The following is a 23,960-nucleotide window of genomic DNA, read 5'->3' as shown; positions in this document are numbered from 1 at the left end:
GGAAGAGGCCCAGGATCGTCTGCGCGGACTGGTTGGCATTGCTCAAAGCGCTGGTGCCAGCCTGCATCATGATCTGGTACTTGGTGAGGTTCGCCATCTCGGCGCCCATGTCGGCACCCAGGTAGGAGTCCGCGATGCCGAGCTGCGTCTCAGCATTGATTCCCGAGAGCTGGGCGTCGCTGAGCGCCTTGGACATGGCGGCGGCGTTGGTCTTCTGGCTAGCGGCGATCGAGGCCAGCGAGGCGGTCGAGTCACTGCCCATGCCAGCGGTGCCCTTGAGGTCACTATATTCCTGGAGGCCGCTGTTGCCGCCGCCTTCCAGTTCGGCCATCTTGTAGGCCAGCTCGGTCAGCTGCTGGTTGGCGCCATCGTCTTTGAGGGCGACGAAGTAGGCTGCCTGGCTCTTGTAGACGGAGGCCGCGGCGGACCGGGAGGAGGCCATCGCGGTGTTGCCGGCGTCCAAGCTGGCGGCGTCGTCCGAGGCGGTGTTGACGCGTCGGCCGGTGGTGAGGCGGGTGATCGTCTTGTTCAGATCGATCTTGGTGACGCCGAGCTGGCGGCTCGCGGCCAGGGCGTTCACGTTACTCAGGATTGTAACCATAACATCCTCCATGATGTTAGGAGGCAGCATCCGTGCTGCCGGGTTGCGCCGGGGGAATCCCCCAACTGAAGCCTCTTCGGACGGTCCGGCGCAAAACTGGAATACATTTTTTATCGATAGAATTGATTCTAAATATTTTTAGCCGTTTTTTAACCAGTATGCTATATGTTATAGAAGGATTTATTTTCCAAGTTTACATTCTATAAATTGCGTCTCAGCCAGGCCCCCGGCCAGTGGGTGATGTTCTGGTCCAGGTCGCTCTCGTTGAAGGGCCAGGCCGGTTGTTCGATCACGAACTCAGGGCGCTTCGAGGCAAAGTCCCTGGCGGCGCAGGTCGGGTTGTCCGTGGTCCATCCAGGCAGGCCGCGTGGCACATCAGCCAAGTCGCCCATGATCCCATCGGTGGCGACGAGGTAGGAGCCCACGGTCACGAGCTCCGCGTAGGTTTCCAGCTCGGCATGGACATGCGCGTAGGTGTGGTTTGAATCGAGGATGACCAGGACGCTCTCATCGGGCTTCACGAGCGCCTTTACCTGCGCCACGATCCCCGGATCCGTCGAGCTGCCTTCGAGCAGGGTGATGCGGTCATTCAGCGGGTGCGCCTCAATGGCCTTGCGGTTGTGGGGCCGGATCTCGATGTCGATGCCGATGACACGTCCTTTCCCCATGGCCCGGCAGAGGCTGCTGTAGAAGACCAGGGAGCCGCCGTGCGCCACGCCGGTCTCGATGATCACGTCCGGCTGCACCTGGAAGATCGCCTCCTGCATGCGGATCATGTCCTCGGGCAGCTGGATGATCGGGCGGCCCATCCAGCTGAAGGTGTAGGGATACTTCTGGTCCCAGCCCACGCGGACCCACTGCCTGGACAATGCCTCGAAGGCCTCCTTGGAGTAGAGAGCCAGCTTCTTCGACGTGCCTCCCTCCTCCAGGACCAGGGTCTTGCGATCGGTATCCAGGGTCAGTCTCATGAATCGCTCCCTTCACTCAGGTAGTGGTCACACCGGCGTTGCGCCGTTTGGAGGTCTGGGCTCCCAGTCACACTCATGGGACTGCCTCCCCAACTATTCTTTCCAAGCCCTGGGGGAGAGAAAGTCGCGGCTGCCAACCCAGGGCCCGGAGTTTCCGGTTGTCCCCCACCAGCAGAGGCGGATCTCCGGGGCGCCCGGCTGACAGATCGAGCATGGCCTGCGGATCGGCATCCATGATCCGGGCCAGTTCCCGGACGAGATCTCCGATCTCGGTGGCCTGCCCTGAGCAGACATTGAACTCACCACTGGCCTGATCCGCCAGCATCGCTACGAAACCCTCCGCCACATCGCAAGCGTGGAGGAAGTCGCGACGGGCAGCTGCGTCCACTGCGAAGGGCGCTCGGCGCCCCCTGCAGACCTCGATGAGGGAGGGGATGAGGCGCTGGCCGTTCTCACCTGTGCCGTAGGGAAGAAACACCCGTCCCCAGGCACAGGGAATCTGGTGCTGGGCAGATAGGGCCATTACCTGCCTTCGGGCAGCGTCTTTGCTCACGCCATACAGGGTGGCTGGACGGAGTGGCGTAATGTCCTCCCTGCTGATACCGTCCGACCAGTCGTACTCGGCGCAGGTCCCCGCCAAAACCAGGCCCTGGCAGCTCGACCGGCAGCAGGATTCCACCAGTCGCACCGTGGCCTCGGCCCAACGGGGATTGAGATCAGAGGTCCAGTATTTGCCATGCTCGACATACCAGGCCAGGTGCATTAAGTGTGTTGCTCCAGACGACCGGTACACGGTCCCGAAATCAGGCTCGACCAGCAGGTCGGTCTCGATGAACCCAGCCGGGGGACAGCCGTCGGGGCGATGGCGACCAGCCAATACGCTCTCGATGCCACGGGAACGCAGAGCTTCCAGGACATATCGCCCCAGGAATCCGGTTCCGCCCGTGATAAGGACCTTCATGCGCGCGCCTCGCTGATCCGGAGGACGGGCACAACCGTGACGAAGCGGCCTCCCCATTCGCGGATGTAGGCCAGCTGCTCCACCACCTCCTCCCGCAGGTTCCACGGGAGGATGAGGACGAAGTCGGGCCGGAGCTGCTTGAGCAGGGCCTCCTCGCGGATGGGAATGCGGCTGCCCGGGAGGTACTTGCCCTGCTTGGCCGGGTTGCGGTCGATGACGTGGGAGAGGAGATCGGGTCCGACGCCGGCATGGTTCAGGAGGGTGTTGCCCTTGGCCGCGGCACCATAGCCCACCACCGTCTTGCCGTCGCGCTTGGCCTGCAGCAGGAACTCCAGGAAGCGGTTCTTGATGTCGTCCGCCCGGGACTGGAAGCTCCCGTAGAAGGCGTCGGACCGGATGCCCGCCACGGCTTCCGCCTCGAGGCAACCGACCAGGGACGGACTCGGAATCTTCGGAGGAGCGTCCGCCCTCTGCACGAACACGCGGAGACTGCCGCCATGGGTGCTCAGGGTCTCGAGGTCGAAGGCCCTCAGCTGGTTCCTTCCCAGGATACCGTCGAGTGCGGTCATGGACAGGTAGGAGAAGTGCTCGTGGTAGATGGTGTCGAACTGGGTCTCGGTCACCAGGTTGAGGAGGTGGGGAAACTCGAAGGTGGCCGTGCCCTCGGGTTTGAGGAGTCTGGCGATGCCGGACAGGAAGTCGTTGATGTCAGGGACGTGGGCCAGCACGTTGTTCGCCGTGACCAGGTCCGCCTGCCGCCCCGAGGCGGCCAGCTCGGTTCCGAGACCTGTTCCAAAAAAGGCCTCGATGATCTCCAGGCCCTTCTGCCGGGCCACCCGGGCGGTGCCCGCCGTAGGCTCGATGCCCAGGCAGGGGATCCCCCTGACCTGAACGTACTGGAGCAGGTAGCCGTCATTGGCCGCGAGCTCCACCACCAGCGAGTTACTGTCGAGGCCCAGGCGACCCACCATGCTCGCCACGTAGGCTTCCGCATGCCGGAGCCAGGTCTCGCTGTAGGAGCTGAAGTAGGCGTAATCCTCGTTGAAAAGGGCATCCGCCGCGACCACGTCCTCGGTCTGCACCAGCCAGCAGGCGCGGCAGACCAGCACCCTCAGTGGAAACCACAATTCGGGTGCATGCAGGCCCTGCTCGGTCAGGTAGGCATTGGAGTGCGGGGCCGAACCCAGGTCCATGAGGGAGAGTGCGAGCTCGGCATGGCAATGACGGCATTTCATCGCGAGCGTTCCTTGGGGGGAAGGGACAGCATCGGGTGGGAACGGTCCCGGTCCGAGAGGTCCGTGATCTCCAGGGGCCAGGCAATGGCCAGGGCAGGATCCCGAGGGTGGAGGCCACCCTCCGCTTCAGGGTGGTGGGGCTCGGAGTGCAGGTACAGCAGCTCGCAGTCCGCTTCCAGGGCCTGCAAGCCATGGGCGAACCCAGCGGGAATCAGGAGGCCGGTCTGGTTGGCTTCGGACAGCACGACCCCCTGCCACTGGAGAAAGGTGGGCGAACCCTCCCGGAGGTCCACGGCCACGTCGAAGATGCTCCCCCTGAGACAGCTCACCAGCTTGATCTCAGCGTGTGGCGGTCGCTGGAAGTGGAGTCCCCGCACCGTGCCCCTCCGCCGGGTGAGTGTCTGGTTGATCTGGGCGATGGCCGGGGCGAAGCCGAAGGCGCGGAAGGCATCGGCACAGAACAGGCGGACAAGGGATCCACGGGCGTCTTCGAGGGGCTTGCGCCGGACGAGCTTGAGGCCCGGCAGGTCTCCGTCCTGGAACTCAAAGCGGGCCTCGCTCATGGCGCAGATGTCCTCAAGGAGGGGGTCCTGGAATATTCCCGGATCTGCTCCAGGGTGCACTCGGCCATGTCGCGTCCCTGCCGCCAGGCCTGGTGCCAGGCGAGCGACCGGGCCAAGGCGGTCTCGACGTCCCAGCGGGGCTGCCAGCCAAGCTTGAGCCCGGCGTGGGTGCTGTCGAGCTTCAATACCGCGGTCTCATGGAGCTGAGGCGAGGCGTCGTGCTCCCACCGGAAGGACGGCTCCAGCTCCGCGAGGCGTCCCAGCAGGTCCGCCACCGACCATGCTCCCTGGTCAGTAGGGCCGAAGTTCCAGGGACCCGCGAAGGCCGGTCCCTCCTCGTACAGCCGCTCAGCCAGTGCCAGGTAGCCGGAGAGGGGCTCCAGCACATGCTGCCAGGGGCGGATCGCCCGGGGTGCGCGGATGAGCAATGGTTTCCCGGCATCCATGGCCCGGAAGGCATCGGGGACCAGGCGATCCGCCGCCCAGTCGCCGCCCCCGATGACATTGCCAGCCCTCGCGGTGGCCACGCCCATCCCGGATGTCTCCAGGAAGGAGCGGCGGTAGGCCGTGGTGACGAGCTCCGAGCAGGCTTTGCTGCTGGCATAGGGATCCGAGCCTCCGAGGGGATCGCTCTCCCGGTACCCCCGTGGCCACTCCTGGTTTTCGTAGCACTTGTCCGTGGTGATGTTGACCAGGGCCCTGATGCCTGGGCACCGGCGGGCGGCCTCCAGCAGGTGGACCGTGCCCAGCACGTTGGTGGCGAAGGTCTCCACAGGGAAGGCGTAGGACTGTCGCACCAGGGCCTGCGCCGCCAGGTGGAAGACAATCTCGGGATCGGCGGCCTGCAGCGAGGCGGTCAGTGAGGCCTGATCAGCCAGATCTTCGAGGGTGCTGTGACTGAGCTGATCACCAACCCGGGCGGCCTCAAACAGGTTGGGCTGAGTGGGAGGCGGCAAGGCAAACCCGAAGACCTTGGCCCCCAGCGACTCCAACCACAGGGCCAGCCAGCCTCCCTTGAAGCCCGTATGGCCCGTCAGGAAGACTCGGCGCTGCCGCCAGAAGGAGGGGTTCATGCCCAGGTCTTCCACGGAGCCATGCCCTGCTGCCAGAGCGCCTCCAGCTGGTTCTTGTCCCGGAGCGTGTCCATGGGCTGCCAGAACCCGTGGTGCTTGAAGGCCATCAGCTCCCCAGTGGAAGCCAGCTGCACCAAGGAGTCGCTCTCCCAGGTGGTGGCATCGTCCTTAAGGTAAGCGAGGCACTTCGGCGAGAGCGCGAAGAACCCGCCGTTGATCCAGCCCCCGTCCCCCAGCGGCTTCTCGATGAAACCTTCGACGGATGCCCCCTGCAGGGCCAACGATCCATAGCGGCCGGGGGGTTGCACGGCCGTGACCGTGGCGGTCTTCCCGTGACGTCGATGAAACTCGATGAGCCCACCGATGTCCACATCCGCCACGCCATCTCCGTAGGTGAGGCAGAAGATCTCCTCTTTCTCCACGTAGGAGGCCACACGCTTCAGGCGGCCGCCGGTGAGGGTGTCGGCCCCGGTATCCACGAGGGTGACGCGCCAGGGTTCAGCGTGCTTCTCGTGCACCTCCATCCGGTTGTTCTCGACGTCAAAGGTGACATCACTCATGTGGAGGAAGTAGTTCGAGAAGTACTCCTTGATCATGTAGCCCTTGAAGCCCAGGCAGATGATGAAGTCGTTGAGCCCGTAGCGGGAATACATCTTCATGATGTGCCAGAGGATGGGCCGGCCGCCGATCTCGACCATGGGCTTGGGCTTCACCTGGGTCTCTTCGCTCAACCGGGTGCCCAGCCCTCCCGCGAGAATGACGACCTTCATGAGACACCTCCACAGGGGTGGCCATCTGGATTTCCAGAGGAGGGTAGCCCCCTCGCCCAACGATCAAACATCAGCCGGTAGGCTGATTCAATAGCCCGTGCAAAGCCAGGCCCATCCATCAGGGGAGAGTTTCTCATGCGCTCCCGCATGCCCAGACGCAGCTCATTGAGCCTTTCGGGGTCGCCAGCGAACGCACAGGCCTTCTCGATGTACTCCTCTTCCGTGTAGGCCACCCACTCGGGCAAGCCGAGGTTCATCAGCATGCCCAGCCCCAGGCGACCCACCGGCGGACGGCTGGCGAGGGTCACGAAGGGCACGCCCATCCAGAGCGCATCCATGAGCATGGTGCCGCCGCCGTGAGGGAAGCTGTCCAGGAGGATGTCGATGTCATTGAGTCCATGAAAGATATTGGAGCTTCTTCGCATGATGACACGATCCGTATCCACGCCATGGCTAGCCATGAAGGACCTAAAAAAAAGTTGAGTGCCGGGATCTCCAAAGGATGGGTAATCAAGTACCAACCTCGCCTCGGGAAGGCGCTCCAAGATCTCTCCCCATACCCGGAAGGTTCGGTGGTTGAGCCGTTCAGTCCGTCCGGAGTAGCCGAAGGTGGGGTGACGAACCTTCAGACAGGGGGGTGGCTGAATTCCGGCAGTATCTGCTGGAGGCTCGAAGACCATGAAGGAATGGGGAAGTCGAATGATTGACTCACTGGACAGGGTACCTTCAGGTGCGACAAAGTGGTCGAACAACGCATAGTCAATCGTCTTTAGACCGGTGGTCCAGGCCGACCCAAGCCATGTGGCCTGAATGGGAGCCGGCTTCAAGGCGAACACCCCAAGTCTCTCGCCTTCCATGTGGCCGCAAAGATCTACGAGAATATCGATCCGGTCAGCCTGAATCAGTTCCGAAACTTCTTCATCATTCATATTTCGAATATCTCGCCAATTTTTGAATTGGCTTCGGAACTGTTGAGTCCAGGGAACCTCACGCTGGACATTTGAGTAGGCGAACCATTCGAAATCTTGCCGGTTGTGACTCGAAAACAGAGGCCAGAAGTAGAACCGGGAACTATGTGCCCGGAAATCGGGAGACACGTAACCAACACGGAGTCGGCGATCCTGATTTCGATCATGTCCGTTGAAGTCGACACTCGGGTTTGGAAATCGCTTGCCCCAACGCACAAATTCCTTGTAGATGTCCTCTGCGCTCAAGTCTGGGTGGTAGGAGAAGCAGTAGAGGCGCTGCTCCCACATCACCGGATGGTCCGGATGTCGCGCCATCGCTCGGTCGCTTTCCTCGACGACTGTATCGAATTGAGACAGGTAGGCTAGTGTCACTGCCAAACAGTGTCGAACTTCATCAAAGTCGGGTCGGATTTGTAGTGTATTGCGGCAAAGCTGTTCCGCCTCAACGAGTTTTCCAACATTCGAATACAGCGTCCGCAAACAATGGTTGGCTTTGACATGAATTGGATCAATGGCCAAGGCTGCGGAATAGCTGTCTATGGCCTCTTGGATACGATCCAAGTTTTGCAAGGCGTTACCGAGCGAACAATGGGCATGTGCTGATCGTGGATCGAGAACCAGAGCCTTACGGTAACTAGCTTCGGCCTCATGCAACTTTCCAAGTCGTTCAAGAGCAACCCCCAGGTTGCAATGGGCCTCAGCAAGGCCGGGCAGGAGGCTCACGGCCCGCTTGAGTGCTGGAAGCGCCTGCCTGTCCTGTGATAGCTGTGCGACCCCAAGAATCAGCCACGCCTCGCCGGAAAGTGGGTTGGAGTGCAGCAGGGCGCGAGCCTTGAGTTCTACCTCTTCAAACCTACCCTCATTAAAAAGAGTTCTAAGGCCAGTCGACTGCTCATTGGGCCCAAGCTGGTGATTCATGAGGAACTCTCTTTCAGCCAGGCGCCAAACATGAACCGGTAGGCTGATTCAAAGGCACGAGCGAAGCCAGGTCCGTCCATCAATGGAGAGTTCCTCATGCGCTCCCGCATGCCCAGGCGCAAGGCACTAAGGAGCTCGTGATCACCGGCAAACATGCAAGCCTTCTCGACATACTCTGCTTCAGTGGTGGCCACCCACTCGGGCAATCCAAGGTTCATCAGCATGCCCAGTCCCAATCTTCCCACGGGGGGGCGGCTGGCCAGACTCACGAAGGGCACGCCCATCCAGAGCGCATCCATGAGCATCGTGCCGCCTCCGTGGGGGAAACTATCCAGGAGGATGTCGATGTCGTTTAGGCCCTGGAAGATCTTGGGGCTCTTGCGCATGATCATCCGATCAGTGTCCAAGCCAAGGCCAGAAAGGAGACCCCGATAGTGGGCCTGGGTCCTGGGGTCGGAGAAGGGCCCGAAATCCAGGATCAGTCTCGCCTCTGGAAGGCGTCTTAAGATCTCGCCCCACACCAGGAAGGTTCGGTGGTTGAGACGCTCGGTGCGGCCTGTGTACCCGAAGGTGACGAACCCGTTGTTCAAGCAGGGCGGGGGAACGATGTCTGCGGTCTCCACCGGCGGTTGGAAGACCATGAAGGACTGTGGGAGTCGGTAAATGGTTTCGCTGGTGAGGGTACCTTCCGGAGCCACATGGGGATCAAAAAGGGCGTAGTCGATGGCCTTCAATCCCGTTGTCCAGGCTGACCCCAGCCAGGTGGCCTGGATGGGCGCTGGCTTCAGGGCGAACACGCCGAGTCGCTCACCTTCCATGTGGCCGCAGAGATCCACCAGGATGTCGATCCGGTCCTCCTTGATCATCCTTGCGGCAGCTTCGTCATCCAGGCCCCTGATGTCGCGCCAGTGCTCGAACTGCTCCCTGAAGAGCTTGGTCCAGGCCACTTCGTGTTGGACATTGGAGTAGGCGAAAAGCTCCACCGTGCTCCGGTCGTGGTTCAGGAACAGCGGCCAGAAGTAGAACCGCGAGGTGTGCTTCCTGAAATCAGGGGAGACATAGCCGATACGCAGACGGCGATCCGGATTTCGGTCATGGGCGCTGAAGTCGACCTGGGGCACGGGATGCTGGTTCCCCCAACTGACGAACTCCCGGAAGATCTCTTCGGCACTGAGGTCCGGGTGGTAGGAGAAGCAGTACAGCCGCTGTTCCCAGATCACCGGATGACCAGGGTGCCTCTCGAGTGCCTGGTTACTCTCCCTCACCACATCGTCGTACTTCGACAAGTAGCAGAGGGTGTTGCAGAGTATCTGCCTCATCTCATCAAAATCCGGATTGGCATGCAGGGCGCTGCGGCACAAGTCCTCAGCCTCCACCAGACGTCCGACTCGAGTCAGGGCTGATTTCAACCCATGATTGGCCTGGTAGTGTGTGGGGTCGATCTCCAGGGCCGCACGGTAGCTCTGGATGGCTTCATCGGCGCGGGCCTGCTTCCTCAGGGTATGGCCGAGAAAGCAGTGGGCGTCGATAAGGCGCTCATTGATTGAGAGGGCCTTCCGGTAGGACGCCTCGGCCTCTGGCAAGCGTGCGGCATGCTCGAGGGCCACGCCCAGGTTGCAGTGGGCGCCAGCATCCTCTGGCAAGAGGCTAACCGCCCGTTTCAGTGCGGCGAGCGCCGGCTTCGCCTGGGCCTGCAGTGAAGTGCCCAGGATCAGCCAAGCCTCTCCGGAAAGCGGAAAAGCGCCCAAGAGAGCCCGGGCCTCGTCCTCTACTTCCGGAGCCCTGCCCTCGTTGAACAGGGCGATGAGGTGATTCAACTGGTCGACAAGCGCCGTGTGACTAGTCAACGGACCCTCCCCTCGACCAGCAGCCGAACATGGAGCGGTAGGCATCCTCGACGGCCCGGGCGAAACCGGGCCCGTCCATCAACGGAGAGTTCCCCATCCGTTCTCTCATCCCGAGGCGAAGGTCCTTCAGCAGCAGGCCATCACCTGCGAAGGCACAGGCCTTCTCGATGTATTCCTCTTCCGTGTGCGCCACCCACTCGGGCAATCCCAGGTTCATCAGCATGCCCAGTCCCAGGCGACCCACCGGCGGACGACTGGCGAGGGTCACGAAGGGCACGCCCATCCAAAGCGCGTCCATGAGCATGGTGCCTCCCCCGTGCGGGAAGCTGTCCAGGAGGATGTCGATGTCGTTGAGGGCCGGAAACACCTTGGGACTCCGGCGCATGGTCACCCGGTCGGTGTCCACGCCGTGCCTCGCCAGGAAGTCTCGGAAGCGGTTCTGGGTCTTCGGCTCGGCGAAGGAGGCGTAGTCGAGGATCAGCCTGGCCTCGGGGAGCCGCTTGAGGATCTCCCCCCAGACCCTGAAGGTCCGGTGGTTCAGGCGCTCTGAGCGCCCGGTGTAGCCGAAGGTGATGTGGCCGTTCTCCAGGCAGGGCGGTGGAACGATATCCGCAGTTTCCAGGGGCGGCTGGAACACCATGAAGGAGTGGGGCAGCCGATGGACGGTCTCGCGGGTCAGGGTGCCCTCAGGGGCTACGAAGGGATCGAACAGGGCGTAGTCGATGGCCTTCAGTCCTGTGGTCCAGGCGGACCCCAGCCAGGTCGCCTGGATGGGCGCAGGCTTGAGAGCGAATACGCCCAGGCGTTCGTCCTGCATGTGCCCGCAGAGGTCCACGAGGATGTCGATGCCGTCTTGCCTTACCAGCTCCGCCACAGCCTCGTCGCCAACCCCGCGGATGTCGCGCCAGTGCTCGAACTGGCCCCGGAAGAGCCGGGTCCAGGCCACCTCCTTCTCGACGTTGGAGTAGGCGAACAGCTCGAAGGCCCCCTTGTCGTGGTTGCAGAATAGGGGCCAGAAGTAGAAGCGGGAGCTGTGGGACCGGAAATCCGGAGACACGTATCCAATGCGCAGGCGGCGGTGCGGGTTGCGGTCATGGGCGCTGAAGTCGGTCAGGGGATCCGGAAACCGGCTTCCCCAGCGCACGAACTCCTGGAAGATCTCCTCAGCGCTCAGGTCGGGGTGATAGGACAGGCAGTACAGGCGCTGTTCCCAGATCACGGCCTGGTCCGGCTTGTCTCGGAGGGCCCGGTCGCTTTCCCGCACGACATCGTCGAAATCGGACATATAGGCCAGGGCCCGGGCTAGGTTCTGCCGCATTTCTGCAAAATCGGGTTTTGCCTGCAAAGCCTTTCTACACAATTGTTCAGATTCGACAAGTCGCTTTAGGTCCATGTAGATCAAATTGAGCTGTAAATTCGCATGATAATGAACTGAATCGATCTCGAGGGCCCGCCGGCAGCACTCGATCGCCGGTTCGGTCTGGCCCACTTCCCGGAGGGCAAGGGCCATATTGTTGAGGGCATCTGGAAAGTTCGGCTCCAGGTCAAGGGCCTTCCGGTATTGCTCCACCGCCTCTTCAGGGCGCCCCAGGGATTGCAGTCCCAGCCCCAGGTTGTAATAGATCATGTGATTGGTGCTATTTAAATGAAGAGCAAGCTTATAGGTGCCAATCGCCGCCTGGATATGGCCAAGGTCCTGTTGCATCAATCCCAATTGAAAATATGCATCAAAATAATCTGACTGAACCTGGGTAGCCCTGCGAAAGGCATCGCATGCCTCCTGTCCGAACCCAAGAGCTCGGAGCCCCAGGCCAAGGTTGTAGTGGGCTTCGGCGAGATTTGGGTCAATTTCAATTGCCTTCTGGTACCTCTCGACGGCCCTGCCGGTTTGCCCCTGTCGCTGCTCGGCGACACCCAGGTTGCAGAGCGCCGTCGCGTCCTCAGGGTCCAGGCGGACAGCCCGGTTCAGGGCCGCAAGCGAAGGTTTGCCCTGAGATTCCATAGAAACCCCAAGCGCCAGCCATGCGCCACTGAGGAGGGGGTGCTCGCTCACCAGAGCGAGGGCCTGGACCTCCGCCTCCTCGTGCCGTCCCGCCTGCAGGAGGGTCGCGAGCTGGTTCAGTCGCTCATGCGGAGCTTCCCTTTCACTCAGAAAATATCTCCTTTGCTGATTGCCCATTCAGGGTGCCACAGGCATTCTCTTCCGGGTCAGCAAAGCCCGGGCCATATCTCACAAGGAGATTTCTACCTTCGGCCACTCATGCCGCCCGACCTCGCGCCATGGACTCATCAAATAACGGGAGAATTTATGGGCTTGCAGATGGTCAAATACCATTCAGGCCCAACAGCCTGGCAGCCTCAGCCCTTCTCCCGCCCGAACATCCCCCTCAGCTTGCCCATGAGGCCGGCCTGGGCCTCCTTGGAGGGGAAGGCGGGATCCTCCAGGGACCAGCCGGCGGGAACGGCCACGGAAGGGTCCAGTTCCAGGGCCCGGCGGAAACACCCCTGGGCGTTCGCCCGGAAGCCCTTACGGTGGTAGAGCTCGCCCATGAGGGCCCAGGGCTCGGCGGCGCGGGGATTGAGCCGGGAGGCCACCTGCAGGGCCTCGATGGCGCGGGTGGACCAGGCCGGGTTGCTCAGCCGAAGCCGTCCGAGCAACATCCAGGACTCGAAGGCACCCGGGGAATCCCCATCTAGCTTGATGGCCTGCTCCAAGGAGCGGATGGCCTCGCTGGTCCGGTCCTGCATCATGTAGGACTTGGCCTTGACGAGCAGGCGCCGGGCCCGCTCTGTGGCGGAAGGCTCCGCCTCTTCCATTGGAATGGGCGGCAGCCTCGCCGGAGTCGGTTCCGGCAGGTCCAGCTCCAGCGAGTCCGACAGGAAGTGGGCGGGTGGCGGCACCAGATCATCCTGGATCAGGAGAATCGGCTCCGGCTCCGGCTCCGGCTCCGCCTCAAGCTCGATCACGGGTTCAGGCGCCGGAGGAGGGGGCTCCTCCTTTGGCAGGAGGGGCAGGTCGCCGCGCACCAGATCCAGTCCCCCCAGGGCCCAGAGGGTGGCGACCAGCTTGGCGGCCTGCTCTTGGGGGAGCCCCGTCAGAGAACCAATGGTCTCGCAGCCCAGGGGCTCGGTGCCCAGGAGAGAGAGCGCGTAGGCGAGCGTCGGCGTCAGGGGCAGGCTGCTGAGGGCCTCCAGCAGGTTCGGCAGGGCCCGCCAGCGCCAGTCAGGTTCGCTGCGGAACATCTCGACCAGCTCCCGGTCGATCTTGGCGCTCTGGAACGTGTCCCAGACCAGCCAGCGGTGATCCAGGCGGAACTGCAGATCCCCGCTGAGGTTCTCGTCGAGGCCCCCGGGGATCCAGGTCATCTTCAGGATCTGGTGCTCCATGGCATGCAGCAGCACCGAGCCCAGTAGCTCGTGCAGGCGCTCGTCGCGCTCCTCCACGGTCATCAGGCCCCACTGCACGACGCGGTCGCCCACGCGCGATCCCTCGCCGTCGGAGAGCAGCTCCTTGAGCGAGGCCATGTCCAGCACGCCACGGCGGATGAGGAAGTTGCCGAACTGCTCGCCGACGGCGTCGCTGCGGAGATACTTCAGGTCGCCGTCAGCCCAGTAGAGCCGCCGGGTTCCATCATTCTGTTCCAGGACGAGCTCGCCCTCGGCCCTCTGCTGGTGGAGGGATCCCATGAGGGCCGGCAGGAAATGGCGGATGCGGACTTCGGGCACTAAGGCTCCGGGGTGGGTTCTAGTTTGCATGGTCCAGGCCAGGATGCCAGCCCCGAAAGCACGACTTTGATGCCGAAATATCCCAAGTCCCTTGGCCCTGGCCCCGTCTGGACCTATCCTATTCTTCCGTCCACCCACACGCCCGGAAGGGTTCCCCCATGTTCGAGAAGCTTGGAAAATTCGAGATCAAGCGCATCCTCGGAAATGGCGCCATGGGTGAGGTCTACCTCGGGGTGGACCCCTCCATCGGCCGGGAAGTGGCCATCAAGACCATCCTTCCCGCCGCGGCCCAAGGTGGCGAGGCCAAGGAGCGCTTCGCCCGCGAAGCCCGCGCTGCCGGTGTCCTGAACCACCCGAACCTGGTGACCATCTATGAATTCGGCGAGGATCAGGGCGTCCTCTACATCGCCATGGAGTATGTGAAGGGGCACGACCTGGAGGAGCTCCTCCTGGACCATTCCCTCTCCCGCTCCGAGTCGCTCGAGATCCTGGGGCAGGTCTGTGACGGGCTCGGGTTCGCCCACCGGCAGCAGATCGTCCACCGGGACATCAAGCCCACCAACGTCCGCGTCCAGCGAGACGGGCGGCGCCTCCACGCCAAGGTCATGGACTTCGGCGTGGCCAAGATCAGCAACTCGGACATGACCGCCACGGGCATGGTCATGGGCACGGTCAGCTACATGGCCCCCGAATACATCCGCTTCGGCAAGCCCGACCCCCGCAGCGACCTCTTCGCCGTGGGCGTGATGCTGTACGAGAGCCTCAGCGGTCGGAAGCCCTTCGCAGGCGACACCACACCCACGGTGCTCTACAAGATCGTGAACGAGCCGCCGGATCCCATTGACACCGAAAAGCTCCAGGGCATCAGCCCCGCCATCCGCACCGTGCTGGACCGTGCGCTCTGCAAGAACCCCGAAGAGCGCTACCAGACTGCCGAAGACCTGGCCAAGGCCCTCCGGGCGGCCAAGGATCCCTCCTGGCTGGGCCAGATCGACGAGGCCACCACCCTGATGCAGGCCTCGGCCCCCACGGCTCCGGCCCGGGCTGTCCCCGCCGAGACCACCCTGCAGGTCCCCAGCCCGCCGCCCGTGATCAGCGCAGCTCCGCGTCAGGCTCCCCGGCCCACCAGCGGGGGCAAGGGGTTGTGGGTTGGCATCGCCGCCCTGGCATTGATCGCCGCGGCAGGAGCCGCCTGGTGGGCTCTGAGGGACCGCGGCGCCCTGCCAGCGGTGGCCTCGGCCGAGTCCAAGCCAGAGCCTGGACCCAGCCTTCCTGCGGACGCGAAAACCACCGCCGCGGCGCCTTCTCCAACTCAGGGGGCCTCCCTGACTCAGCGCCCGCCCGAGCCACACGACACTCAGAAACCCGCCGTGCCAGCGCCCTCCCCTCGACTGGACACCCCCGCCCAGGCCAGACCTGAACCGGCGCGACCCGTGGCGCCAAAAGCCGCGGAGCCCAAGGCGATCGACCAGCCAGACCTCTACAAGACCGAGAACCTCCAGCAACAGGAGGTACACGAGCGGAAGAGCCTGAGCTACGACGTGATGGGAGATGCCATCCGCCTCATCGACAGCCAGCCCGACAAGGCAATTCTAGGCTTCCGCCAGGCCCTCAAGGCCGACCCCGGAAACGTCAAGGCCCGCGCCTGGCTTGCGCTGGTGCTCTATCGGCAGGGACGGCAGGCTGAGTTCGTCCAGGAGTTGCGGGATGGCCGAAGGGCCGGGCTGCTTGGCCAGATGATCAACCAAAATCTCCAGCTCAAATTGGCCGTCCAGCGAGCTCAGTTGAACCAGCAGTTGCCCCCCGAGCTGGCGAACTGACCGTGGTGCGGCGCAAGCATGACCTGGGCGAGCTGCAGGCCCGGCTGGGCTATCGATTCCAGAACGAGGGCCTGCTGGGCGAGGCGCTCACCCATGCGTCGGCCGGATTCCGCCGCGACAACCAGCGCCTGGAATTCCTGGGTGATGCCCTCCTGAACTTCACCATCGCCTTCCTGCTCCACCGCGAGCGCCCGGACTGGCAGGAGGGCGCTATGAGCAAGCTGCGGGGCGTCCTGGTGCGCACGGACTCCCTGCACGCCTGGGCCCTCGACCTCGGCCTGGACGCCGCCCTCCAGGCCGCCCACCCCCGCAAGGCCCCGCCCATGGGCCCCAAGCCCCTGGCCGATGCCCTCGAAGCCCTGCTCGCGGCGGTCTACCTGGATGCCCTGGCCCGTGGCGAGGATGGCACCCTGCCCGTGCGGACCCTGGTGGAGGCCCGCTTCCTGGATGGCATCCGCCAGGCCGAGCCCGGAAGCTGGACCCACACCGATCCCAAGACCCACCTCCAGGAGACCGCCGCCCGGCTCGGACTGCCCGCCCCGGTGTATGAGCAGGTGGGCCTAGCCGGCCCGGGCCACGCCCCCCGGTTCACCATGCGGGTCTCGGTGGGCGCGCTGTCCGCAGAGGCCGAAGGTCCCACCCGGAAGGGTGCCGAGGGCGATGCCGCCCGCCAGTTGCTGACCCGGCTTGGAACTCACACGCATTCGTGACCCTTGCGTTACACTCCCTTCTGCCTCTCGTCCGGAGTGCGTGCTTGAAGATCTACCCCACCTTGAACCTCCAGCACGGCGCTGTGGTCTCGACCGCGGGGCTGGAAGGCGTCTGCCCCCAGTCGCCCCTGGAGGTCGCGGAACGGCTCATCGAGGAGGGTGCGACCCGGCTGGCCCTGGTGGACGTGGACGCAGCCATGGGCCGGGGGAACAACCGCGAGCTCATCGGCCAGATCCTCCAGCGCTGCCACGCCCTGGAGCGGAAGGTCTGTGTGCAGGTCGCCGGCGGCGTCCGCAGCTCCGACCAGGCCCAGTTCTTCATCGACCTGGGGGCGAACTGGCTGGTGGTCGGCACCATCCTCCACAAGTCCCCAATGGTCTCAGAGCAGCTGATGGCCCGGTTCCAGTCCTACCTCACCGCCGCTATCGATGCCCGGGGCGGCCAGGTACACCGGTCCGGCTGGGTCGACACCACCACCCTGACCGCCCTGGAACTCGCCCAGCGCGCCAAGGCCTATGGCTTCCGGCGCCTGCTCTTCGTGGACATCCCCGAGGCCGCCGGGACAGACCCGGACTTCCAGACTGCCAACGACCTCGCCACCGCGACCGGGCTGCCCCTGGTCATGGGCGGAAGCCTGACCACCTCGCGTCACCTGGAAGCCGTGTACGCCCACCACGGGCTCAAGGGCGCCCTCGTGGACGCCCTGCTGTTCCAGCAGGACCCCGGCCTCCTCGCCTTCCTCCAGGCCACCTGCGCCTGATCCGGGAGGGACCGTGATATCAGGGGAGTCCGCGTTCCTGGAAACCCTCTCGGAACCCGAGCGTCTCCATTTCCGCCACCTGGCGATGGTGCGGCCCCAGCTGCCCTCCGAGGGCCAGGTCCACATGCTCGAGGGACTGGCCCGCTCCCTCGCCTCGCCCCGCCTCCTCGCCCTCATGGCCAGGACGCCCCACTGGCTCGCGCACTGGCCCATCCTGCTGGGGCTGGCGGAGAACGAGGCCACTCCCGAGTCCATCCGCCGTGATCTGGAGATGGTGGTCTCCCTGTTCGACCAGATGCGGGAGATGGACAAGGCCCCCGCCTCGGAGAAGCAGGACCGCTCCGAGTCCGTGAAGGCCCTCTACTCGCAGCTGAACCCCGGGCTGAAGCCCGTGGCCAAGCTCCTGGCCAAGCAGCTGGCCAAGACCGTCACTGCCACCGGCACCACCCAGGAGCTGCCGCCTCTCCCGACGGAACATCCCGACTGGGAGGCCCTCACCACCCTCCCGGAGGCCGCCCCGACGCAGCCACCAACCCAGAACCTCGACCGGGTCGGAAGGCTGGCCCGGGCCCTCCAGACCGCCCAACCCGAGGAGCTCCTCTCCTTCCTGGTGGACCCCGACCAGGAGTTGCGCCAGACGGCCCTGCAGAACCCCCTCGTGACCGAAGAGCTGGTCTGCCAGGCCCTCGCCCTGTGCGGGGTGCCCTCCTTCTTCGAGGAGGTCTACGCAGAGGCCCGGTGGTACTTCCGGGAGCCCGTACGGGACAGCCTCCAGGGTTCCCCGGGATGTCCCTCTGACCTCTCCAAGCGGGTCGGATTGTCGCGGCACCTCGTGGCGGCCCTGGCGCACGGCGCCCCCGATCGCACCTCGCTGCGGCGCATCGTCAGCCTCTTCACCCAGCTGGACGAGAGCGAATACCAGTTCATCACCTTCTGGACCAAGCGGCAGTCGCCCCACCTGCTCCGGGTCGTTAAGTACTTCTACGACCGCCTGGTCCGGGAGCGCTCGGGGCTGGCTTCGGCACTCCCCGAGCGGGGCGAAGAGGGTCGCTGGGCGACCCTGGAGGAACGGGTGTTCCTCGCCACCCAGGCCACGCAGGAGGAGCAGCTTCGTCAGATCCTGAAGGACCCGGACCCCCAGGTCTTCCGCCTAGCCCTGGAAAACCCCGCGCTCACCCCCCGGCTGCTGGCCTCCTCAATCGCCGCCTTGGACCATGGACGGGTGGAGGTCATCGCCGCGCACTCAAGCTGGTCCGAGGACCCGATGGTGGCGGAAGCCCTGGTGCATCACCCCCACCTGTCCGAGGCCTCCGCCCTGCACCTGTTCACCCGGCTCCAGGGGATGAAGCCGGCCATCGAGATCCTGCGCGATCCGAGGGTCCTGCACTTGGAGCTCAAGCGGCGCGCCCTCGAGCACCTCCGGGGGCTCTACCAGGCCATGGACATCCCCGACCGCATCACGGCCCTCCGCACCTCTGGTGGGGAGCTCATGCGCCATCTCCCCCAGGAGGTGCTCCAGGACGAGGAGACCCTCCGCCGGATGGTGGCCGACCGGCAGCTGGATCCAGGCATCCTCCTGCGGCTGGCCCGCAACAAGCTGACACCCCGGGCCGTGCTCGAGCAGATCGCCGCCCACCCGGTCCTCATGGCCCACGCGGCCATCATGTCCGAGCTGCTGCTCAACCCGAAGACCCCCCGGGAGGCCTCCATGCGCATCTGGGGGCTGCTGTCCGAGGCCGAGCAGCACCAGCTTCTCCGCAGCCCGCACCTGCCGGCGGTCCTCCGGAGCCTGGGCTGAGGCGGTCGTCCCACCCAGCGTAAACGCGGACCAGACAGCTGCGTAGTCCATCCAGGAGCCACCATGCGACGCCCCGCCGCCATCCTGATTCCCGCCGCGGTGGCCTTGGCATGCCTCCCCTTCGCCACCTCCTGCCGCTCCAAGGCCCGAGTGCCTGCCTGGGTCCAGGTCGCGCCGGGGGACAGCCTCGCCGCCTTCTCCGGGGAAGCCGCCTGGGTGCTCACCCACAAGGAGATCCAGTCCCTCATCGCCCGGGATCCCATGGTGGAGCGGGCCCTCGACCTCTTCCTCCAGAAGGCCCACATCAACCCTCGCACCGAGACCGGCCGGCTGACCTTCCACGTCGTCGGCATGCCGGGCAAGGGTGAGGACACCCTGCAGAAGGGGCTCGAGCACGTCCTCATCCAGCTCAACCAGTTCAAGGACCCCTCCGCCCTAATCGGCGCCCTGGCCGAATCCTTCCCCCAGGAGGGCACGCTCCGCATCCAGGGGCGCGACTGGCCCCTCCATGTGATCCTCGACATCGAGGCGGGAGGGACGAAGGCCCACGTCCGCGCTGCCAGCGATGAAAAGGGCCAGATCTGGATCGGCTCCCTGGAGGCCCTCAACAGGCTAGCCTCGGTGGCGAGCCTGGGCTCCCAGCCCGATGCGGCGCTCGCCGCGGAATGGATCAGCCCCCGGGCCCCCTTCCAAGGCTATCTTCAGCCGGAAGCCCTCCTGGGCGGCCTGCGAAAGGCCCTGGACGCCAGCATCATCAAGGACTTGCCGAAAGGCGTGACCGCCCTGTTCTGGAGCATCACCCCCTTGGAAGAGAAGGACCAGCCCGTCCGGTTCGAGCTGGCGCTGGCGGGCACACCTGAGGGCATCAACCAGGTCACGCCCTGGCTCCAGCGTCTGGTCGCGGCCGCCAATGCCATCCAGGCCGCTCCTGGCTCAGCCCCGGAGCTGATGCAGGAGAAGCGGCGGGTGGGGCTGCGCTGCACCCTGACCCAGGACCAGCTCAAGCTGGTGATGGAGAAACTCGGCCAGCCCGGCTTCTCCTTCAAGCTGCCCGGCGGGGACCGCAAGGCATGAGTCCGGCCGTCGCCCTCACTGCAGATGGCGGGTTCCAATCGCCGGACGAGCCGTCCCCCGAATACTGGATGGCCCAGCTGAAGGCCGGCAAGGAGGAGGCCCTCGCCCACCTCATGGCCCGGTTCGAGCGCCCCCTTTTCGCCTTCCTGCACCGTCGCCTCCAGGGGGAGGCTGGGGTCGTCCAGGAGCTGGCCCAGGAGGTTTTCCTCAAGTGCCTGCAGCATTGCCAGCGGTTTGAGGAGGGTCGGCCGGTGGCCGCCTGGCTTTTTACGCTGGCGGCTAATGCGGCGACCGACCATCTGCGTAGAAGAGGGCGGGAGGTACCCCCTCCCGAGACCTTTGACGCGCCGGACCCCCACCAACCTTCCCCCTGGGAGTCCGTAGACCAAAGCCGGCGAATCCAAGCCCTGAAAGGGGCCCTGGAGGGCCTGACCCCCCGCCAGCGGGCCATGGTTCTGGCCTACTACGTCCACGAACATCCGGTGAAACGGATCGCCCAGGACCTGGGCTGCGCCGAAGGAACCGTGAAAGCCACCCTCTTCCAAAGCCTCCAGAAGCTCCGCAAAACCCTTGGACCCCAGCCATGACCTCCTTCGACCCCCAGCGCCTTGATTCCCCGAGCACCCAGCCCGGGCTCGACGAGGCACGGCTCTTCGAGCTGCTCGAGCAGCCTGAACTCTGGCCCGAGGACCCCGCCGCGCAGGCCGAGCTGGCCACCTTGCTGGAGCTGCACCTGGCCCTCGGGAGCCACGGCCCCTCCCTGGCCGAGGGCTTGGCCCCCGCACCTCGGACCCGCTGGACCACATCCTGGTCCCTGGCCGCCGCCGCCATCCTGCTGGTGGCCCTGGTCCCCACCTTCACCATCCTTCAGCGGACCCAGAGCCTCAAGGCCCAGGCCCAGGACACGGCCCGCCTGGAGCAGCTGGCCCAGAAGCGGACCCAGGATCGCGCCTGGATCGCCTTCTTCCGGCAGAGCACCACCCTGCTCCAGGATTTCGAACAGAACCCCGCCCTCTGCAAGAAGGGTGAAGAGGACCGTCGGCAGGAACGCGAGATGGCCATGGCCCTGCTCGAGGCCAGTCACCAGCTCGCCGCCCAGGGCGCACCCCTCAAGGAAGCCGAAGTCATCCGGGCGAGCCTGCACTCCTGGCTCTCCGAGGTCGCCTTCGAGGAGAACTGCCTCACCGTGGAACGGGCCAGGGAGCTTCGGCAGTGGGCTGCGGCCCACAACCTTGAGACCGAGTCGGAGCGGATGGAACGGCGCCTGCGCGGAGAAGGCGCATGAGGCTCGGCCTTCTGATGGCAGTGCCCGCGCTGGTGGTGCCAGTGGCTCCCGGGCCCGCGGCCCTCCTCGGCGAACAGCCCGTGGACAGCTTCTTCCGCCAGGGCCGCGACCTCCGCTACGCCCAGCGGTGGTACGAGGCCTCCCAGGCCTACCGGAACCTGCTCCGGGAGTTCCCCAACTCCTCCCGCGCTGCGGACGCCCGCTACTGGCTGGCCTCCAGCCTCGAGCAGGACCAGCGCTGGGATGAGGCCGCCGAGGCCTACACCGAGTTCCTGGCCAAGCACCCCGACCAGCGGCTCCTGGGCAAGGAAGCTAGGCTCAACCGCGTTCGCTGCTGGGGCATCCGCCAGTGGGACAGCCCTGCGGCCGCGGCGGGATTGGCCCAAGCCCTGTCGGATGAGCGGGAGGAAGTCCGCCTCGCCGCGGCCCTCCAGCTCGCCAAACGCCGGGATGCCCGGGCCGTGCCTGTGCTCCAGGCGGGCCTCCGGGTGGACGTGTCCTCGGAAGCCTGCCGCCTGGCCCTCCAGTCCATGGGCATCCAGCCCCAGTCCGCGGGTCCGACCCAGGGCCGCTTCCTCGTGATCCGGGTGAAGGAGCGCGGCAAGGCCGAAGTCCTCACTGTGCGGCTGGCGCTGGGCTTGGCCCGGGCCGTAGGCGGCTACCTGTCGGACGAACAGCTGCGCCAGGCCAAGACGAAGGGCGTGGACATGGAACGGCTCATGGACCAGGCGCTCAACGCCCCCAAGGGCACCGAGCTCTTCAGTCTGGACGATACCAAGAGCAACGTGACGGTGACCGTCGAGTAACCGCCGTGTCTGTGGATCCGAGCGGAGCGGCTAAGCTGGTGCCTGACCATGTCGCAACTGCTGCGCTTCTTCAAGGACCACCTGCGTCCCCACGCGCCCCTCATCGCCGGGGGCTCGCTCTTCCTGCTCCTGGCGGGGCTCTGCCAGGGGGCGCTCATCGCCTCCATCAAGTTCGTCTTCGATGATGGCAAGGTCCACGCGCTCCAGGCTGCCCAGCCCGGGCTCTTCGGCCAGCTCGAGCACCTGCGGGCCTGGGTGCTGGCGCACCTGCCCGAGGCCTCCCTCCTGCGCAGCGGCGGGCTTCTGGTGCCCCTCGTGCTGGTCTCGCTCTTCGCCCTGAAGGGCCTGTTCACCTACACCGGCACCCTCCTGATGGTGCGCAGCGGCATCCGTGCCACCCAGGCCCTTCGGGAGCGGCTCTTCGCCCACTTCCTGCTGCAGGAACCGGCCTTCTTCCAGAAGCACCCCGTGGGCGAGCTGCTCACCCGCAGCATCAACGACGTGGGCGCGGTCCAGGGCATCGCCAGCAACCAGCTGGCCGAGATGGTCCGCGAGGTCTGCGTGGCCCTCACCATGTTGGCCACGGTCCTCTACATGGACTGGAAGCTGAGCCTCACACTCTTCCTGGCCGGGCCCCTCGTCGTCTTCCCGGTGAAGAAGCTGAGCCAGCGCATCCGCAAGGTGAACCACCGGAACCAGGAGGCCTCCAGCCACCTGCTCCAGCGCCTCAAGGAAGTGTTCAGCAACATCCGCGTGGTCCAGGCCTTCTCTCGCGAGGCCTACGAGGTCCAGCGCTTCCAGCTCCAGAACCAGGAGCTCTACCGCCTGGGCATGAAGAGCGCCCGGGCTTCGGCGCTCTCCACGCCGATCATGGAGCTGGTGGGCGGGCTCCTGCTGGCGAGTCTCGCGGCCTACGCCTCGGGCCGCTTCAAGAACGGGACGCTGACCTCGGAGAACTTCCTCACCTACATCCTGGCCATCTACGCCCTCTACGACCCCCTGCGCCGCCTGACCAAGCTCAACAACGAGATCCAGGTGGCCTCCGCCAGCCTCGATCGTGTCTACAGCATGCTCGACCGCCAGCCGGAACTGCCGCTCCATCCGAACCCCGAGCCCGTGCCCGCACGGCCCAACCTGCTGCGCTTCGAGGGCGTGGGCTTCACCTACGACGGCAAGCACCAGGTGCTCCGCGGAGTCGACCTGGAAGTGAGGGCGGGCGAGACCGTGGCCCTGGTGGGCGGCAGCGGCGGCGGCAAGACGACCCTGGTGAACCTGGTGCCCCGCTTCTTCGACCCCACCGCCGGGCGGATCACGCTGGATGGCATCGACCTCCGCCACTTCGACCCGCGGGAGCTCCGCAAGACCATCGGCATCGTCACCCAGGAGACGCTGCTCTTCATGGACACGGTGCACGACAACATCGCCTATGGCATGCAGGCCAGCCGGGAAGCCGTCATCGAGGCCGCGCGGAAGGCCCATGCCCACGACTTCATCCTGGGCCTGCCCAGGGGTTACGACACCCCGCTGGCCGAGACCGGCTCCAGTCTCAGCGGCGGCCAGCGCCAGCGCCTGGCCATCGCCCGGGCCCTGTTGCAGGATCCGCCCATCCTCATCCTGGACGAGGCCACCAGCGCCCTGGACACCGAGAGCGAGCGCGCCGTGCAGGCGGCCCTCGAGACCCTCATGCAGAACCGTACGACCCTCGTGATCGCCCACCGCCTCAGCACCATCCAGCGCGCCACCCGCATCTGCGCCATGAAGCAGGGCCGCATCGTGGAAGTGGGCAGCCACGACGAGTTGCTGGCCCTGGGCGGGGAATACGCCCGTCTCCACAAGCTGCAGTTCGCCGAGGCCTGACGCCGACCCGATGAAGCGCTCCGACTTCCACTTCGACCTGCCGCTGGAACTCATCGCCCAGCACCCGGCGCCCGAGCGCGACGGCGCCCGCCTGCTGGTGGTGGATGCGCGAACGGGGACCTGGTCCCACCGCGCCATCCGCGACCTGCCGGAGCTGCTGCCCGCCGGAAGCCTCTGCGTGCCGAACGATGTGCGGGTCCGCCACGCGCGCCTCTTCCT

The 23,960-nt window shown here is 65.2% G+C and carries 21 protein-coding genes and 1 pseudogene; 10 read left to right on the top strand and 12 right to left on the bottom strand.

Annotation, left to right across the window (positions count from 1 at the left end; translation table 11 throughout):
• From WAS25_RS08380 to WAS25_RS08325, 12 genes and pseudogenes are all read right to left on the bottom strand, one after another.
• A partial coding sequence (locus WAS25_RS08380; RefSeq protein WP_422311069.1) for a flagellin occupies positions 1–601 on the bottom strand: 601 nt, incomplete at its 3' end.
• A gap of 200 nt (positions 602–801) precedes the next feature.
• A complete protein-coding gene (locus tag WAS25_RS08375) occupies positions 802–1,569 on the bottom strand; it encodes a cephalosporin hydroxylase family protein (protein WP_422311068.1) in 768 nt (255 codons plus the stop codon).
• Positions 1,570–1,642: 73 nt separating this feature from the next.
• Positions 1,643–2,530 carry an NAD-dependent epimerase/dehydratase family protein gene (locus WAS25_RS08370; RefSeq protein WP_422311067.1) on the bottom strand — a complete coding sequence of 296 codons (888 nt, stop codon included), beginning with the start codon at positions 2,528–2,530 and terminating at the stop codon, positions 1,643–1,645.
• Positions 2,527–3,765: a methyltransferase domain-containing protein gene (locus WAS25_RS08365; protein ID WP_422311066.1), complete on the bottom strand. Its 1,239-nt coding sequence runs from the start codon at positions 3,763–3,765 to the stop codon at positions 2,527–2,529. Before WAS25_RS08365 ends, WAS25_RS08370 begins: the two co-directional genes overlap by 4 nt.
• Complete coding sequence (locus WAS25_RS08360) at positions 3,762–4,328, bottom strand: dTDP-4-dehydrorhamnose 3,5-epimerase family protein (RefSeq protein ID WP_422311065.1); 567 nt, start codon at positions 4,326–4,328, stop codon at positions 3,762–3,764. The genes WAS25_RS08365 and WAS25_RS08360 overlap by 4 nt, the downstream gene beginning before the upstream one ends.
• Positions 4,325–5,401 (bottom strand): CDP-glucose 4,6-dehydratase, encoded by a 1,077-nt coding sequence (rfbG, locus tag WAS25_RS08355; RefSeq protein ID WP_422311064.1) that lies wholly within the window; start codon positions 5,399–5,401, stop codon positions 4,325–4,327. The genes WAS25_RS08360 and rfbG overlap by 4 nt, the downstream gene beginning before the upstream one ends.
• Positions 5,398–6,171: a glucose-1-phosphate cytidylyltransferase gene (gene rfbF, locus WAS25_RS08350; protein WP_422311063.1), complete on the bottom strand. Its 774-nt coding sequence runs from the start codon at positions 6,169–6,171 to the stop codon at positions 5,398–5,400. The genes rfbG and rfbF overlap by 4 nt, the downstream gene beginning before the upstream one ends.
• On the bottom strand, positions 6,168–8,057 hold the full coding sequence (locus WAS25_RS08345) for a tetratricopeptide repeat protein (protein WP_422311062.1): 1,890 nt from the start codon (positions 8,055–8,057) through the stop codon (positions 6,168–6,170). Before WAS25_RS08345 ends, rfbF begins: the two co-directional genes overlap by 4 nt.
• Entirely contained in the window at positions 8,054–9,904 is a 1,851-nt protein-coding gene (locus WAS25_RS08340) for a tetratricopeptide repeat protein (RefSeq protein WP_422311061.1), read from the bottom strand. The genes WAS25_RS08345 and WAS25_RS08340 overlap by 4 nt, the downstream gene beginning before the upstream one ends.
• On the bottom strand, positions 9,897–11,222 hold the full coding sequence (locus WAS25_RS08335; protein WP_422311070.1) for a hypothetical protein: 1,326 nt from the start codon (positions 11,220–11,222) through the stop codon (positions 9,897–9,899). Before WAS25_RS08335 ends, WAS25_RS08340 begins: the two co-directional genes overlap by 8 nt.
• Positions 11,223–11,348: 126 nt before the next feature.
• Positions 11,349–12,083, bottom strand: a pseudogene (locus WAS25_RS08330) (tetratricopeptide repeat protein); the annotation flags it as partial.
• A 179-nt stretch (positions 12,084–12,262) separates the two neighbouring features.
• Entirely contained in the window at positions 12,263–13,630 is a 1,368-nt protein-coding gene (locus WAS25_RS08325; RefSeq protein ID WP_422311060.1) for a tetratricopeptide repeat protein, read from the bottom strand.
• A gap of 158 nt (positions 13,631–13,788) precedes the next feature.
• On the opposite strand from WAS25_RS08325, the gene WAS25_RS08320 reads away from it, so the two are divergent.
• The 10 genes from WAS25_RS08320 to WAS25_RS08275 all read left to right on the top strand — a co-directional run.
• The gene (locus tag WAS25_RS08320) at positions 13,789–15,450 is read left to right on the top strand and encodes a protein kinase domain-containing protein (protein ID WP_422311059.1); all 1,662 of its coding nucleotides are present in this window, start codon (positions 13,789–13,791) and stop codon (positions 15,448–15,450) included.
• Between the two features lie 2 nt (positions 15,451–15,452).
• Positions 15,453–16,160, top strand: a complete 708-nt coding sequence (locus WAS25_RS08315; protein ID WP_422311058.1) for a ribonuclease III family protein — start codon at positions 15,453–15,455, stop codon at positions 16,158–16,160.
• Between the two features lie 44 nt (positions 16,161–16,204).
• On the top strand, positions 16,205–16,921 hold the full coding sequence (locus WAS25_RS08310; protein WP_422311057.1) for a HisA/HisF-related TIM barrel protein: 717 nt from the start codon (positions 16,205–16,207) through the stop codon (positions 16,919–16,921).
• A gap of 13 nt (positions 16,922–16,934) precedes the next feature.
• On the top strand, positions 16,935–18,719 hold the full coding sequence (locus WAS25_RS08305) for a hypothetical protein (RefSeq protein ID WP_422311056.1): 1,785 nt from the start codon (positions 16,935–16,937) through the stop codon (positions 18,717–18,719).
• 63 nt (positions 18,720–18,782) lie between these two features.
• A complete protein-coding gene (locus WAS25_RS08300) occupies positions 18,783–19,793 on the top strand; it encodes a hypothetical protein (protein WP_422311055.1) in 1,011 nt (336 codons plus the stop codon).
• Positions 19,790–20,380 carry an RNA polymerase sigma factor gene (locus tag WAS25_RS08295; protein ID WP_422311054.1) on the top strand — a complete coding sequence of 197 codons (591 nt, stop codon included), beginning with the start codon at positions 19,790–19,792 and terminating at the stop codon, positions 20,378–20,380. Before WAS25_RS08300 ends, WAS25_RS08295 begins: the two co-directional genes overlap by 4 nt.
• Complete coding sequence (locus WAS25_RS08290; protein WP_422311053.1) at positions 20,377–21,078, top strand: hypothetical protein; 702 nt, start codon at positions 20,377–20,379, stop codon at positions 21,076–21,078. Before WAS25_RS08295 ends, WAS25_RS08290 begins: the two co-directional genes overlap by 4 nt.
• Entirely contained in the window at positions 21,075–21,884 is an 810-nt protein-coding gene (locus WAS25_RS08285; protein ID WP_422311052.1) for a tetratricopeptide repeat protein, read from the top strand. The genes WAS25_RS08290 and WAS25_RS08285 overlap by 4 nt, the downstream gene beginning before the upstream one ends.
• Before the next feature lie 48 nt (positions 21,885–21,932).
• The gene (locus tag WAS25_RS08280; protein ID WP_422311051.1) at positions 21,933–23,741 is read left to right on the top strand and encodes an ABC transporter ATP-binding protein; all 1,809 of its coding nucleotides are present in this window, start codon (positions 21,933–21,935) and stop codon (positions 23,739–23,741) included.
• A 10-nt stretch (positions 23,742–23,751) separates the two neighbouring features.
• Positions 23,752–23,960 (top strand): S-adenosylmethionine:tRNA ribosyltransferase-isomerase (locus WAS25_RS08275; protein WP_422311050.1); only part of this gene is annotated, 209 nt, incomplete at its 3' end.

This window comes from Geothrix sp., assembly GCF_049292215.1.
In the GTDB taxonomy this organism is placed as follows: domain Bacteria; phylum Acidobacteriota; class Holophagae; order Holophagales; family Holophagaceae; genus Geothrix.
The sequence above is the reverse complement of the archived record's forward strand: the minus strand, read 5'-3'. Positions and strand labels throughout refer to the sequence as shown.